The sequence below is a fragment of the Occallatibacter sp. genome (genome assembly GCF_049582745.1).
Taxonomy (GTDB): domain Bacteria; phylum Acidobacteriota; class Terriglobia; order Terriglobales; family Acidobacteriaceae; genus Telmatobacter.
In genome coordinates this window covers 1-12,827 of sequence record NZ_JBAUUO010000114.1, presented here as the reverse complement: position 1 = coordinate 12,827, position 12,827 = coordinate 1, and the positions used below count along the sequence as shown (strand labels likewise).

Annotated in this window: 14 protein-coding genes; 11 read left to right on the top strand and 3 right to left on the bottom strand. The window is 58.6% G+C overall.

Features of this window, described 5'->3' with window-relative positions; translation table 11 throughout:
- Positions 1–57: 57 nt before the first annotated feature.
- On the top strand, positions 58–642 hold the full coding sequence (locus WCA10_RS16860) for a BON domain-containing protein (RefSeq protein ID WP_472823676.1): 585 nt from the start codon (positions 58–60) through the stop codon (positions 640–642).
- A 531-nt stretch (positions 643–1,173) separates the two neighbouring features.
- Here WCA10_RS16860 and WCA10_RS16855 read toward each other — a convergent pair.
- A complete protein-coding gene (locus WCA10_RS16855) occupies positions 1,174–1,647 on the bottom strand; it encodes a zinc-ribbon domain-containing protein (RefSeq protein ID WP_472823675.1) in 474 nt (157 codons plus the stop codon).
- A gap of 196 nt (positions 1,648–1,843) precedes the next feature.
- Here WCA10_RS16855 and WCA10_RS16850 point away from each other — a divergent pair, with 196 nt between their 5' ends.
- The 10 genes from WCA10_RS16850 to WCA10_RS16805 all read left to right on the top strand — a co-directional run bounded on the left by WCA10_RS16850 (position 1,844) and on the right by WCA10_RS16805 (position 9,317).
- Positions 1,844–2,206 carry a YybH family protein gene (locus WCA10_RS16850; protein WP_472823674.1) on the top strand — a complete coding sequence of 121 codons (363 nt, stop codon included), beginning with the start codon at positions 1,844–1,846 and terminating at the stop codon, positions 2,204–2,206.
- Positions 2,203–2,346, top strand: coding sequence for a hypothetical protein (locus tag WCA10_RS16845; protein ID WP_472823673.1), 144 nt, complete (start codon positions 2,203–2,205; stop codon positions 2,344–2,346). Before WCA10_RS16850 ends, WCA10_RS16845 begins: the two co-directional genes overlap by 4 nt.
- Positions 2,347–2,494: 148 nt before the next feature.
- Positions 2,495–3,883, top strand: coding sequence for an APC family permease (locus WCA10_RS16840; protein WP_472823672.1), 1,389 nt, complete (start codon positions 2,495–2,497; stop codon positions 3,881–3,883).
- Between the two features lie 145 nt (positions 3,884–4,028).
- On the top strand, positions 4,029–4,439 hold the full coding sequence (locus tag WCA10_RS16835) for an STAS domain-containing protein (RefSeq protein WP_472823671.1): 411 nt from the start codon (positions 4,029–4,031) through the stop codon (positions 4,437–4,439).
- 52 nt (positions 4,440–4,491) lie between these two features.
- Positions 4,492–4,947: an ankyrin repeat domain-containing protein gene (locus WCA10_RS16830; RefSeq protein ID WP_472823670.1), complete on the top strand. Its 456-nt coding sequence runs from the start codon at positions 4,492–4,494 to the stop codon at positions 4,945–4,947.
- Positions 4,948–5,029: 82 nt separating this feature from the next.
- Positions 5,030–5,431: an STAS domain-containing protein gene (locus WCA10_RS16825; RefSeq protein WP_472823669.1), complete on the top strand. Its 402-nt coding sequence runs from the start codon at positions 5,030–5,032 to the stop codon at positions 5,429–5,431.
- A 91-nt stretch (positions 5,432–5,522) separates the two neighbouring features.
- On the top strand, positions 5,523–6,284 hold the full coding sequence (locus tag WCA10_RS16820; protein WP_472823668.1) for a DUF2334 domain-containing protein: 762 nt from the start codon (positions 5,523–5,525) through the stop codon (positions 6,282–6,284).
- Positions 6,285–6,421: 137 nt separating this feature from the next.
- Positions 6,422–6,931 carry a crossover junction endodeoxyribonuclease RuvC gene (gene ruvC / locus WCA10_RS16815; protein WP_472823667.1) on the top strand — a complete coding sequence of 170 codons (510 nt, stop codon included), beginning with the start codon at positions 6,422–6,424 and terminating at the stop codon, positions 6,929–6,931.
- Positions 6,928–7,581 (top strand): hypothetical protein, encoded by a 654-nt coding sequence (locus WCA10_RS16810; RefSeq protein WP_472823666.1) that lies wholly within the window; start codon positions 6,928–6,930, stop codon positions 7,579–7,581. Before ruvC ends, WCA10_RS16810 begins: the two co-directional genes overlap by 4 nt.
- A 119-nt stretch (positions 7,582–7,700) precedes the next feature.
- Entirely contained in the window at positions 7,701–9,317 is a 1,617-nt protein-coding gene (locus WCA10_RS16805; protein WP_472823665.1) for a DUF6600 domain-containing protein, read from the top strand.
- 12 nt (positions 9,318–9,329) lie between these two features.
- Here WCA10_RS16805 and rsmA read toward each other — a convergent pair whose 3' ends face one another.
- Positions 9,330–10,187, bottom strand: a complete 858-nt coding sequence (gene rsmA, locus WCA10_RS16800) for a 16S rRNA (adenine(1518)-N(6)/adenine(1519)-N(6))-dimethyltransferase RsmA (RefSeq protein WP_472823664.1) — start codon at positions 10,185–10,187, stop codon at positions 9,330–9,332.
- 294 nt (positions 10,188–10,481) lie between these two features.
- Entirely contained in the window at positions 10,482–12,263 is a 1,782-nt protein-coding gene (locus WCA10_RS16795; RefSeq protein WP_472823663.1) for a gamma-glutamyltransferase, read from the bottom strand.
- Positions 12,264–12,827 lie beyond the last annotated feature (564 nt).

Below are 12,827 nucleotides of genomic sequence, written 5' to 3'. Positions count from 1 at the left end.
GCCAACCCACAACTTTCCGCGCCGCATCCCATTTGCTGTTAGCGAGGTGAACGGCCAATGATCCACTCCGGTTCTCGTTCTGCGTTCTTGGTTGCCTCAACCGCCGTTCTGGCCTCAACCCTGGCCCTCTCCGGCTGCTCACACAACGGCCACCCCGACAACAGAATGGCTGTTTACAACGCGCTCGCTCAGCATGACCTCCGCAGCATCACTGTCTCCCAGGATCGTGTTGCCGGCACCATGACCCTCAGCGGAATCGTTGGTTCCAACGATAACAAGCAGGCAGCGGATCAGCTTGCACAGCAGGCTGCGCCCGGCTACTCCATCGTCGATTGCCTTCAAGTGCGGAATGCAGGGTTGGTCGGCGCGATAAAGGCTGCCCAGAAGGACGTCCGGCTCGACACCGCCATCGAACGCCGCTACAGGGCGACCCTTGCCGCGCACACAGACCTGAAGGGCGTCCATTACTCCGCCTACAATCAGACGCTCACTCTCAAGGGCTCCGTAAAGACCTACAAACTGCGCCAGGAAGCTGAGGATTTGGCCAACAAGGTTCCCGAGGTCCAGCACGTCATGAACGAAATGCAGATAGCCGGCGATAAGCCTTCCCCGGACAACCGTGAATCAGCTCAGCTCAAATGACAACGCAAACCGCGAACTGTCAACTGTCTCACCAACGGGGTTCACTCGAATTCGATGTCAATACCTGCCTGACCAAGAATCCAGCCATCTGCCTGATTCCGTTGCAGATATATTTGTCGAAATCTTGCAGGTTATTTCCGCAAACTCTCTACACTTGCCTCAGTGGACAAAAAGTGACGACGCCTCGGACGCTCCCGTGCGCGATCGCTACGGACGGTTCGCTTTTTGGGAACGACCCGCCGGAATCTGGGACAATCCTGCACCTAAAACGGTGCAAACAGTCGAAGTCCATCCTAAGTTATTATTCTTGAATACTTTGCGCTCTAACTTCTTTGCTTTCAGAGAGTTGCGGCAACCCGCAGGAAGGCTAACTCGTCCGCAATCAGGACTTTACATGAAAACGGCATTTTAGGAAAGATTGGCCAACATGTTCATGGATGTCAACACGGATACCAACGGAAGCCGCTGCGAGTCCACGCCCTCAAGGGCGGCCAGTTGTTGTACTGCCACTCCAAAGTCCATTCCGTCCGCCTACCGCGCTCCCACCACTCCATGATCGGTGATGGCAAACTTCTTGCTGCACACCGGGCATTCGTGTTCCTTCGCGTCATCCACGCTCACCATCCGCGTCCCGCACGACGGACACTTGCCCCTGTGCTCGCCCATCCCCACCATCGGACCGTAAAGCGGAGCCAGCACGCCCAGCACGATCATCGGCACGCCGAGAAAGATGCCCCAACCCAGCAGGCAAAGCAAAATGCCGGGAACGATCAGGATCGGAGCCGCAATGAGGCCGTAGTACAGGCCGCCAAATGCCCCGCGCACAGGATGATGCTGATGTTCATTTGGGAGAATTTCGTGCACCACAGCGCTTCCGCACTTCGGGCAGAAACCCCAGGACGACGCAAGATGAGTTCCGCACTTCGCACAGTTTCCATCCATAGCCAACCGCTCCTCACGGTTCACGCAGCCGACGGGAGCGCCACCACCGCGAGACGCATCCATTGCCCGCCGCCCGAAACGTTACCCCCAACGCAACACCGTTGCCCGTGACCAGCATCACGGCTGCACCCTTCTGCTGTTCGCCTGCGCCTTGCCGGTACTCGGATATTCGCTCCTGCGAATCGATTGACTGTTATTGACTGTTACTTGAAGTCCGGCTGCTGTGATACTTATTAATTCCTCCCCCAGGAGGAAGCAAATGCAAGCACGACACTTATCTCTGGCCGCTGCATCTCTCGCGGTATTTCTTGCAGGCTGCACCCCAGCTGCGCCACCACCACCCCCAGACACACATGATGCTGACGTCAAGGCCATCAAGGACGTTGAAACCGCATGGGTCCAGGCATTCACGACAAAAGATGCTGACAAGATAGCGACTGTGTATTCCAGCGATGCATCCGTATTCATGACGGACACTCCAATCATCACTGGAATTCCGGCAATCACGGCTGCGCTCAAGCCAATGGTCGCAGACAAGAATTTCTCCATCACCTTCGCGTCAGACAAAGTCGATGTCGCGAAGTCCGGGACCTTGGCTATAGTCAGGGCACCTACACCATGACATCGACCGCGCCCAAAGCCAAAAAAGTCCTCACGGAAAAAGGGAAATACGTCACCGTCTTCAAGAAACAGGCCGACGGCAGCTGGAAGGCCGCTGCTGACATCTTCAACGCGGATGCTCCCGCGGCGCCGGCAAAATAGAACAACCAGATGAACTCAACGCGAACCTAAGCGAAGGCCCGGCCATTCATCTTCTCGAGTGGCTGGGGCACGCACCCGTTTCAAGCGCAACGCTCGCACGGCGAACGAATCGATGAGCTAATTCCCTGTGCTACCCTCACATCACCGCATGAGCCAGCCAGCCTCCGCCATTCCCAACCAAGCTCAAGCTCCTGCCGATCTCCCTCGCGTCCTCGGCGCATCGCAAGCCACCGCCATCGTCGTCGGAACCATCATCGGCAGCGGCATTTTTCTAGTCCCGACCGAGATGATGCGCGACACCGGCTCCTCCGCGCTCGTCTATCTCGCCTGGATCGTCGGCGGACTGCTCTCGCTCTTCGGCGCCATGACCTACGCCGAGCTCGGCGCCATGCTGCCGTACGCCGGCGGCGAATATGTCTACCTCCGCGGAGCCTACGGCGACACGCCCGCATTCCTCTATATGTGGACCTGGTTCGCCGTTGCCAAGCCCGCCTCCATCGCCGCTGTCACCATCGGCCTCGCGCGCACGCTGGAATTCTTTCCCGCCTTCCAGTTCCTCACCGCGCACGTCGTTGGGACTCCCCTGCTCTGGTCGCAGATCTTCGCCATCGCCGTTACCTGGTTCATGACCGGACTCAACTACCTCGGCATCAAAAAGGCCGGCGACTTCCAGCTCGTCTTCACCATCCTCAAAGGCGTCCTGATCCTTATCGTTGCGGCCTTGTGCTTTGCCTCGGCGACCGGCTCATTGCACAACTTCTCCACTGGTCTGCCCATAGCGATGGGCGGCTTCAGCGGATTCATGCTCGCTCTCATCGCCACACTCTGGGCCTACGACGGATGGAACGACCTCACCATGGTCGCCGGCGAAGTTCGCCGCCCCGAGCGCTCGCTCCCCGTTGCTCTCATCGGCGGACTCTTCATCGTCGGCGCGTTGTTCATGGCGACAAATGCAGCCATTCAGTACATCCTGCCCGCTGCGCAGATCGCCGCCACCGAACGCCCCGCCGTCGCCGCCCTCTCTGTCGTCGCCGGCCCCCGCGGCGCAGGATTCGTTGCCGCAGCCATGGCTATCAGCATCTTCGTCACCCTCAATGGAACCATCATGTCCGGCGCGCGCATTCCCTTCGCCGCCGCGCGCGACCGACTCTTCTTCCGCCAGTTTGCGCACATCGACCCGCGCTTTCAGTCCCCGTCAACGTCCCTCATTGTGCAGGCTCTCCTCTCCACCGTGCTGCTGCTCTTCCTCTCGCAGTTCCAGCAGCACTTCGAGCTCGCCGTCTTCGCCGAGTGGCTCTTCTACATGCTCACCGCCACCACCGTCTTCGTCTACCGCCGCAAACGCCCCGACCTCGCGCGCCCTTACCGTGTTTGGGGCTATCCCATCCTTCCCGCTATCTTCGTTCTTTGCGCCGCCGGTGTCCTCGTCTACAGCTACGCCGGCAATCTCGAAGGCTCCCTCATCGGCACCGCCCTCATCCTCCTCGGCCTGCCGGTTCTTTGGCTCGTCCGGAGAATCTACGGCCCGTCCATCTGAGAACGCTTGCAACTGCCGTCACCGTGACACACAAGATTTCGAGTCCCCAAATTAAGACCGTGCAAAACCTGCTTGCCACCCTCAAGTATGCTGTTGCATGTGGACTGGTCGGTTCAGCCACCAATCGCACCCGGGGAGATACGCATTGCCAACTACCAGCACGCATCTATGGCAAAGTCCGAAGTTCGCCATCGAACGCATCGAAGATGAAGAACGCGGCGCGCTCATCTTCCGATTCAGGGGAGCCTTCGCTGCAAACGAGATGTATGGCGTCCTCAAACCGCTCGCTGTTGTCAACATCTTTGACTTCGACCCCGCGCCCGGCAAAGAGCTTCCGGGCCTCAACATCTTCGACATCACCGACGTTCCCACCCTCGATTCTTCCGGCCTCGGACTCATCATCAGCCACTTCATTCGCTGCCGCGCCCGCGGTGTTCGCGTCGTCGCCGTCGGAGTCAGCCCCAACGTGATGCAGCTTTTTAAATTCACAAGGACGGACTCGCTTATTCCCACGGCCGCCAGCATTGAGGAAGCCTTCGCTGTGCCTCGATCCTGAGAAATCGGAAAATCAGCTATAACAAATTCATTGCATGCCCAGCGGGGCACCCATGCGCGAATTTCAGAGACTGATTGAAGCAGCGAAGCAAGGCGCATTCGAACAAGTCGGCGCAATCATATCCGCACATCCCGAATTCCTCAATAACAAGGACGACTCCGGCGCAACAGCTCTTCACTACGCTGCATTCGGCGGGTACTGCAACGTCGTCGAGCTCCTTGTTCAGCAGGGCGCAGACATCAACGCACGCGATGCAAAGTTCGGTGCAACGCCTGCCGGCTGGGCGATCGAATACATGCGCGAAATGGGCGGCTTCCTCGGCATAGAGCTCAGCGACTTCGCCTTCGCCATCCGCCGCGGCGACGTCGAATGGACCGCGCGTTTTCTCAAGCGATTTCCCGCACTCCGCCAGGCCGCCGATGAACATGGCACTCCTTTTAAGCTGCTCGCGCAGCAGTCGGGGAACTCAGCTATCGCTGGCCTGTTCGAATTAGAATCCACCAAATGAAGTTGCCTTGTCGCACCGAAGTTCAAATTCCAAGCGGAGGCTCTTCCACCCGCTCCGGCACGACCGTTACAATCCAATTGCAATGTCCATCACACAAACAGAGCTCTGGAAAAACGCTACATTCACCATTGAACGAATTGACGGCCGCGCCCCTCAGACGGTGATTTACAGTATCTCCGGCCCATTCAATGCGCGAGATATGTACGGCTCCATGAAGCAGGTCGCCCTCGGGAATATATTCGAATTCAAGCCGGCCGGCGGCGCGGAAGCGCCGACTCTTCACATCTTCGACCTATCCAGGGTTCCGCAAATGGACTCCTCTGCCCTCGGAACCATCGTCAGCCACTTCATCAGTTGCCGCAACAGGGGCATTCGCGTCATCGCCGTCGGGCCGAGCCCGAACGTCGTCCAGCTCTTCAAATTCACCAAGGTTGATACGCTCATTCCCACTGCCGCCACCATTGAGGCGGCTCTTGACGCGTGATTGAGAGTAACGTCGGCACGATGCTTCCTGATTTCGGCACAGACTCGAACCGCCTGGTACGCGCGCCGCTGCAACAGCAACCGCGCAGTCAATGAAACCCGGGCCGCAATACCTCATCCGACTCGACGATTTATGTCCCACCATGCTGCAAGACCGGCGAGAGAGATTCCTCTCAATTCTTGCGCGCTACGGCGTCTCGCCCATTCTCGCCGTCGTCCCAGACAATCAGGACCCCGATCTGATTCGACAGGCTCATGATCCGGAATTCTGGGATCGCATTCGATCGCTGCAGGCCTCTGGTGCAACTATCGCCATGCACGGCTACCGCCACCTTTGCGTGCGTCGCGGCGTGTCCATTCTCGGACTGCATGAGGAGACCGAATTTGCGGGCGTCGATCCATCGTTGCAGCATCAATGGATTCGATCCGGACTCGCTATCCTGCGCGCACAGGGGCTCCGACCCCGCCTGTTTGTCGCTCCCCGCCACGGATTCGATCGCGATACCCTCAGCGCCCTTGCCAGAGAGGGCCTGGGCGTTCTGTCCGACGGATTCGCCCGCCGGACTTTCATGCAAAACGAAATCCTCTGGATTCCTCAACAAATCTGGGATCCGGTCGCGAAGAAAGCCGGGCTCTGGACCATCTGTATCCACACCAACACTGCCTCTGCTGCCCTCGAGCAGAGGATGGAGAAATTCCTCGCGGACCATGCCGGAGATTTCCCCACCTTCGACCAGGTCATTGCAGAGACACCACCCGACCGACTCAATTGGAGTGAGCGGATCGCGGCAAACCTCGCCAATCTGCGCGTGAGAATCTCAAGTGCAACGTCCCGGCCTTCGCCTCCCACTTAGATCCGGCCAGAGACACTTCTCTCCTCATCTTCCGTGACGGACGCGCTTCGGCTCGGCATAAGTACACGATCGCCCAAGCCGCGAAGATGCTTTCGCTCCGTCCAGAGAAGGGCTTCTGGGTTTAAACTTGCAGCTAAATGCGCGTCTTCGGCATCGATTGTGGAACCGAGATTACCGGGTTTGGCGTCGTGGACTCGGATGAATCCGGTCCATTGAGTCGGATCGTCTGCAGAGCGGCCGGCGCCATTCGCCTTCCCAAGTCGATGTCTCTCCCCGAAAGGCTCGCACAGGTCCATCAAACCCTTTGCGCGGAGTTGGACCGCTGGCAGCCCGAAGTGGTTGCCATTGAAGAGGTTTTCTACTCCGTCAATGCCAAGTCGGCGCTCAAGCTTGGACAGGTGCGAGGCGTGGCACTGCTGGCCGCAGCACAACGAAATCTGCCTGTGGCAGAATACGCGCCGCTCAGTATAAAGTCGTCAGTTGTGGGCTATGGACTGGCAAAAAAGGAGCAGGTTCAGTTCATGGTCGCCCGGCTCCTTGACCTGCCGGAGCTTCCTGAACCGCCTGACGTCGCCGACGCGCTGGCAATTGCGATCTGCCATTTGCATACTGCCCAGACGCTGGCTCTGCAGGGTGGCAGGCGATGAGGATTTCCTGGCTTCTGAACGCGGTGCTGCTGATCGCACTCCCTGTTTGCGGGGAATCGGACGCCGTGGTCCGGGTCGATTTCTCCAACCCCGGGCTCTACCCGGCGCAATGGACCCTGGTGATCCATCCTGACGGCAGCGGACATTTTCATGCGGAAGGTGGCACAAAGCCGGCCGATGAATCGGAGATGATTGTGCCGGCCAGGGTGGACCGCGACGTCAACCTGAGCCCTGATTTTGCCAGCCGCATTTTTTCCGAGGTACGCGACAGCCACGTTCTTCGCGGAAAGTGCGAAAGCCACCAGAAAGTCGCATTTCAAGGATGGAAAAAGATCAGCTACAGTGGGCCTGACGGAGAGGGTGGCTGCGAGTTCAATTACTCCTCAAATAAGCAGATTCAGGACCTGGGAGATTCGCTGGTTGCTGTCGGTTCGACGCTGATCGAGGGCGCACGGCTGGAATTGCTGTTGCAGCACGACCCTTTGGGCCTGGATAAGGCGATTCAGTACGTGGTCGAAGCATCCGACGATGGCCGCCTGCAGCAGATTTGTGCGATTCGTGACATCCTTGAGCGCCTGGAAGACGATCCCCATGTGCTCGAAAGGGTAAGGAAACGAGCGCATTTGCTGCTGGAGCATTCAGGAAGCTGAAACGGCTTTAATTGAGAAATCTGGCGCGACTTTTCGCTTGATTCTGCTGTCTGAATGAGTGTGGGCTCCTCGCGATGCGAACTTTTCATCGGAGGCGAAGGGGAAAGGGTGGGGGCTCCATGAATCGATTAGGCAAGGTTCAGTTCAAGCCAGCTGCCGGCGTCCTGGGGCTGGCTTTGCTATTGACGTCAAGCGCCGCTCTGCTGGCGCAGCAGCCTGACCCGAATATGCGCGCCGCGCGGTTGAGCTATGTGGAAGGTGACGTTCAGCTTTCCCAGGGCAACCAGGTTCTTGCGGACCCCGCACTGGTCAATACTCCTCTCTTCGAAGGGACGGAAATCGCAGCCAAGGAGGACGGTAGGGCGGAGATTCAGTTTGATGACGGCAGTGTCGTCCGCATCTCTCCCAACAGTTCCTTAAAGATCGCAGTGCTGCGGCAGGACGGCGGGGCGACCCGAGCGGAATCGGTGCTCGAAAGCGGGTTGGCTTACTTTGAATTGCAAGGAGACTCCTCAGCGAACCACACCCTTGCGCGTTTTGGTGACTGTGCTGTAGCCGCCAGCGGATTCACCGTGCTGCGCGTCAGTCTCGACAACCTTCCTGGCGAAGTTGCGGTTTTTGCGGGTAACGCTCACCTCGAGCGCGGCAATACCCTTTCGCTCGACCTGCACGGCGGCGAAAGCGTCGCGCTCAACGCCAGCGATCCTAATCTCTACAATCTCGCCGAAACTATCGAACCGGACTCCTGGGATGGCTGGAACTCCGATCGCGATCAGGATTTGACTACGCAGGAAGCCGCCAAAACGGCCGCGAGCGGAAGCGAACCGAACAGCAACAATCCCGCCTGGGGCGATCTGGATGCCAACGGGAACTGGTACAACGTTCCCGACCAGGGCTATGTCTGGTCTCCCAACGAGGCGGCTTCAGGCGATTGGGAACCCTACGGCTGCGGCAACTGGGTTTGGACTCCGCAATTTGGGTACGTCTGGGTTTCATGCGAACAGTGGGGCTACCTGCCCTATACAAGCGGGTACTGGAACTTCTACGACGACTTCGGCTGGGGTTGGACTCCCGGATACGGTTATCCCTGGTGGACAACCGGCGGATGGGTCGGAAACGTCGGCAATCACCCGATGCGGTATCAACCCCCACATCGCCCGCGCGGAGGACCAGTGCATCCTCCTAACGGGCCCATCAGGCGTGGCGGCTTTTATCAGCCCAACCCGGTGATTGCGGTCAATCGGAGTCCCCATGCTCCGACTGGAAATCCAGTTCATGTGGTCGGCAGGCCGGTCACCATTGGTGGCACTACCGTTCAGCCGCTCAGGCCTCTGTCACCCCGGCCGGTTTATAACCCGTCCACGGCTTCTGGATTCAACCGGTCAAATCCCGGCTACGGCCATCCCGGTAACGGTAGTCCGCGATACGGCGTTCCGGGCAATGGCAATTCCGGGCCCGCATACGGACGATCCACCTACGTGCCTTGGGCAAATTCCCCATCCTCGCCTAGCCGTTCCGGCGGTTGGACCGCACCGGCTGGAGGCTACCGCGCACCGGTTCCGAGCCGCGGATATTCGGGTGGAAGCGCCCCTAGCCGCGCGCCCAGCGGCGGCGGTGGACACGTCGGCGGTGGTGGCGGTGCTCCGCACGTCAGCAGTGGTGGTGGTGGTGGTGGACACGTAAGCGCCGGAGGTGGTGGCGGCGGCCATCCCAGCAGCGGCGGCGGTCATCACTAATCCTTTCGCCCTTCAGTAATTTGCCGGGGCCACTTCGTCGGACGAAGTGGCCCCGGCTTTTTGCAGGCACTTCCACAATCGGGCCAAAGCTTCGGCGGACTGAGACTCCGCGCGCGCTTTCAGGTCAATTCCGGCATCGGAAAGTGCTGCCACGGCAGCTGTGCTTTCGATCCCTGCGGCGCGCAGATTATTGGCCAGGGTTTTGCGTTTCAAGGCAAAGACCTGCCGCGCAAATCTGAGGAACTCTTCCCTATTCACGCCAAGCTCCTCGAATCGTGGCGCAAATCGCCAGCGAAAGACGGTGGAATGCACTTTCGGCGGCGGCGAAAAGGCGCTCGGCGGCAAAGTAAACAGCGGCTCCACGGGACCATGCATCTGCACGGTGACCGAGAGCAGTCCATAGTCGCGTGAGCCCGGCGCAGCCGTGACGCGATCGGCCACTTCGCGCTGCACCATCAAGACGGCGCGATCCAGCACGGCCGCATTTTCGGCCAGCCTGAGCAAGATCGGAGACGTGATGTAATACGGCAGATTGCCGGCGACGATGAGCCGCTGGCCTGCTGCAGCGGAAGCGGCCGCAAAGTCGAACGCGAGCACATCGACTGCTTCAATCTGCACATTTGATTCAGGGGTCGTGCGTCCTTCCGCGTTGCCGGCAAACTCTGCCGACAGGCTGGAGGCGAGCTCACGATCAACTTCGAGCGCCAGAACTCTGCCCACTTTCGCTGCGAGTTCGCGCGTGATGGCGCCCAGGCCAGGCCCAATTTCGACGACGGTGCGGCCGGCGCAGTCGCCGAGAGCGGCGACGATGCGGCGAATGGCCTGCTGATCGCGCAGAAAATTCTGTCCGAGCCTCGATTTCGGCGGCACGATTTGATGGTAGCTGAAGAGGCAGTGGTCAGGGTTCAGGGGTCAGTGGTCGGGGATCAGGGATCAGGGGTCAGGTGCCAGTTTTTGGCTTGCATGCATTGGCGCTTTCACCGTCACCGTCCCGGCGGCGTGTCGATGTATAGCCTTGGTTGCGGCGACCCCGGCTTTGCCTGAAGACTCCGCTCTTCGACCGATTTTATGGGCAGCACGAAGAGTTTTTGGGCAGCGCCGCCCGCAGGGCGCACGACAGCGTTATCATCGGCATCGGTCAGCCGGCGGGTCAAACCGAATGGATCAATAAGCAGCGGCAAAGCCAAAGACGCCCGGTGTTTCAGCACTGCGCAAAACACCACTCAGCGAATCGATCGTCGCCAGAACGGCGGTTCCCCTGAGTGCATTGGCATCTTGCTTAGATTTTTGCTCTGTATTGATCCCCAATGCCCGGAGATGCTGAAGAAACTCCGAATCAAAGGCGCCTTCAGGTACAAGTTCCGGCTTTGTCGAAAAACTTTCGCCTGCTTTCTCAGGCTGGTTATTGACCAACAGGGGTGGCGCGGCCATTACAGCGAGTGGATCGAGATGGTTTGCAAGAGTTCCCACAAGGACGCGCACTGTCTCCGGAGTCAGCGATTCCCCTACGCTCGCAACTGCCAGCACCGGTCTGGTGCCAGACATGGCAATCGCCGGCGTCATGTCATGCGGGACGAGATCCCCCGGTTTGATCATCGCCATCGTTGCTTGCTGAAATCCAGCTGCATCGGAGATCGGAATGCCGCCAACGACGATGCCAGTTGTGCCCCATAGAAGCGTATTGATGGTGTGCACCAGAGCAGCGACATTTCCCCAGCGGTCAATCACGACCACCGAGTCGCTGTGATGCGTATCTCCCGGTTGTGGATCGCGAACCTCGTCAAGAGCAGACGCCTGCGCTTTGGCATAGGCCTTGGAGATGCGACCGTCCGACAACGAACCTGACTTATCTGGATGAAGGTATTTGGCGACGTAGCTGTCGTATTCGACCTTTCGCAGGATCCGCGAGAGAGTCCGGAATGCCTTTGGATCCTTTTGATACGATCCCATCTGATCCAGCTTCAACTCTTCCGCCAGATTGAGCGCTTCGAGCACTTGGCTGCCGCCTCCATTGCTCTTGCCCGGAACGAACACACGATGGCCCAGAAAAGTGGTGCCGAGCGGCTCTTCCCAGATCGGCCGATAGCGCTTCATATCTTCCATCGTCGCCTTACCTCCCTCGCGCTGCACGGCTTGAACAAACTGTTCTCCCCACGCGCCGGTGTACATATAGCTGGACCCGCCTTTCGCAACGGCGCGAAGTGTCTTCGCCAGATCCACCTGAACAAATCGGTCTCCCGGCTTTGGCAAACCATCTCCAGCCTGATTCATGAATGCCCGGCCTTCCGCGGTACGCGAGAGGTATTTTTCACGCATACTGAAGAACTTTCCGAGCGTCGGCGAAATGGTTACGCCGTTCTCCGCATACCAGATCGCCGGCTGAAAGAGTTCACCCCACGGCAGTTTTCCGAAGCGCTTGTGCATGGCCTCGATGCCCGCCATAAAACCTGGGACCAGCGTCTTGCGTCCTTCCGCGCCTTCCGTCGGTTTCATACCGAAGGCCACCGGCCCCAGGTAGTCCACGGGGATGCTTTTCGGGTCAGTTTCGCCAAGGTAGGAGTTCCATCCGGCATTCAGCGTGGATATCTTGCCCGATTTGGCATCGTAATAAACAAGCTGGAGGATCCCGGCGTAAGAGACGTAGGAACCAAGAGCCATGGTGATCTGCGTGAGAGCGATCGTAGCGGCAGCGTCGGCCGCCGTCCCGCCTTGCCTCAGCGCTTCCACTCCCGCATGAACGGCAATGGGAGACATGGTGGCAGCCACCAAACCAGACTTTCCCTCAATGGCTCTCGCCTGGGACGGCCAGGGTATCGCCTCCGCCTGCTCTACACGAGCCTTTTCTTCCGGCTTCCACTTGTTTGGCGAAAGGTCCGCACCAAAGGCTGGCTGAGGTACCGTGAGCATACAAATTAAGATAGCGACAATCGGCCTCTGCAAGGTCATTTCAACTCCTGACGACACGTTTCCCGGTGAGTGTTTCGACCGAGGTAAGGCTATATTCCGCGGAGAATTGTCACTTGGAGTACCATCTAGACCTCGCCAACACGCTTCTACGCCTCATTCTTCGGCCAGGTTGACCAGAATCATTTGAAGATATTTTAGGCAAAGTAGTGAGTTATTGGGCAACATCACGATCTTAGGCAAAGCCCGGGTACCCCTCCCCCTACTCTGGGAAGAAAGTCGCCCTTTTCAGTGGTTTACGGCAGATCTGTTTTGTAGAGTCTTCTGCCGATAGGGACTTAGACACAGAGTCGTTTCATCATTGGACTTAGGACCCGGAACTGTCGACAGTGGACAGTGAACAGAGAACAGTGAACAAGTGAGCAGCGAAGAAGAGAACGAGTGAACAGTGGGCTGTGAAAGGAAACATTGGCGCCCTTTTACAGTTCCACGGTTTTGCGGTTTCACGGGGCCAATTTTGGAGATGGAGCAAAAAAGCTTCGCCGCATAGATCGTAAGCGTACGCCGAGTCCCTTGTAGCGAGAGTGGCAGTGGAGAACCGAAGAT

Excerpts from the sequence above, each read along its gene's own strand:
- WCA10_RS16860 (WP_472823676.1), top strand. The coding sequence starts at position 58 with ATGATCCACTCCGGTTCTCGTTCTGCGTTCTTGGTTGCCTCAACCGCC.
- ruvC (WP_472823667.1), top strand. The coding sequence starts at position 6,422 with ATGCGCGTCTTCGGCATCGATTGTGGAACCGAGATTACCGGGTTTGGC.
- WCA10_RS16810 (WP_472823666.1), top strand. The coding sequence starts at position 6,928 with ATGAGGATTTCCTGGCTTCTGAACGCGGTGCTGCTGATCGCACTCCCT.
- WCA10_RS16825 (WP_472823669.1), top strand. The coding sequence starts at position 5,030 with ATGTCCATCACACAAACAGAGCTCTGGAAAAACGCTACATTCACCATT.
- WCA10_RS16850 (WP_472823674.1), top strand. The coding sequence starts at position 1,844 with ATGCAAGCACGACACTTATCTCTGGCCGCTGCATCTCTCGCGGTATTT.
- WCA10_RS16820 (WP_472823668.1), top strand. The coding sequence starts at position 5,523 with ATGAAACCCGGGCCGCAATACCTCATCCGACTCGACGATTTATGTCCC.
- WCA10_RS16840 (WP_472823672.1), top strand. The coding sequence starts at position 2,495 with ATGAGCCAGCCAGCCTCCGCCATTCCCAACCAAGCTCAAGCTCCTGCC.
- WCA10_RS16845 (WP_472823673.1), top strand. The coding sequence starts at position 2,203 with ATGACATCGACCGCGCCCAAAGCCAAAAAAGTCCTCACGGAAAAAGGG.
- WCA10_RS16855 (WP_472823675.1), bottom strand. The coding sequence starts at position 1,647 with ATGGATGCGTCTCGCGGTGGTGGCGCTCCCGTCGGCTGCGTGAACCGT.
- WCA10_RS16795 (WP_472823663.1), bottom strand. The coding sequence starts at position 12,263 with ATGACCTTGCAGAGGCCGATTGTCGCTATCTTAATTTGTATGCTCACG.
- WCA10_RS16805 (WP_472823665.1), top strand. The coding sequence starts at position 7,701 with ATGAATCGATTAGGCAAGGTTCAGTTCAAGCCAGCTGCCGGCGTCCTG.
- WCA10_RS16830 (WP_472823670.1), top strand. The coding sequence starts at position 4,492 with ATGCGCGAATTTCAGAGACTGATTGAAGCAGCGAAGCAAGGCGCATTC.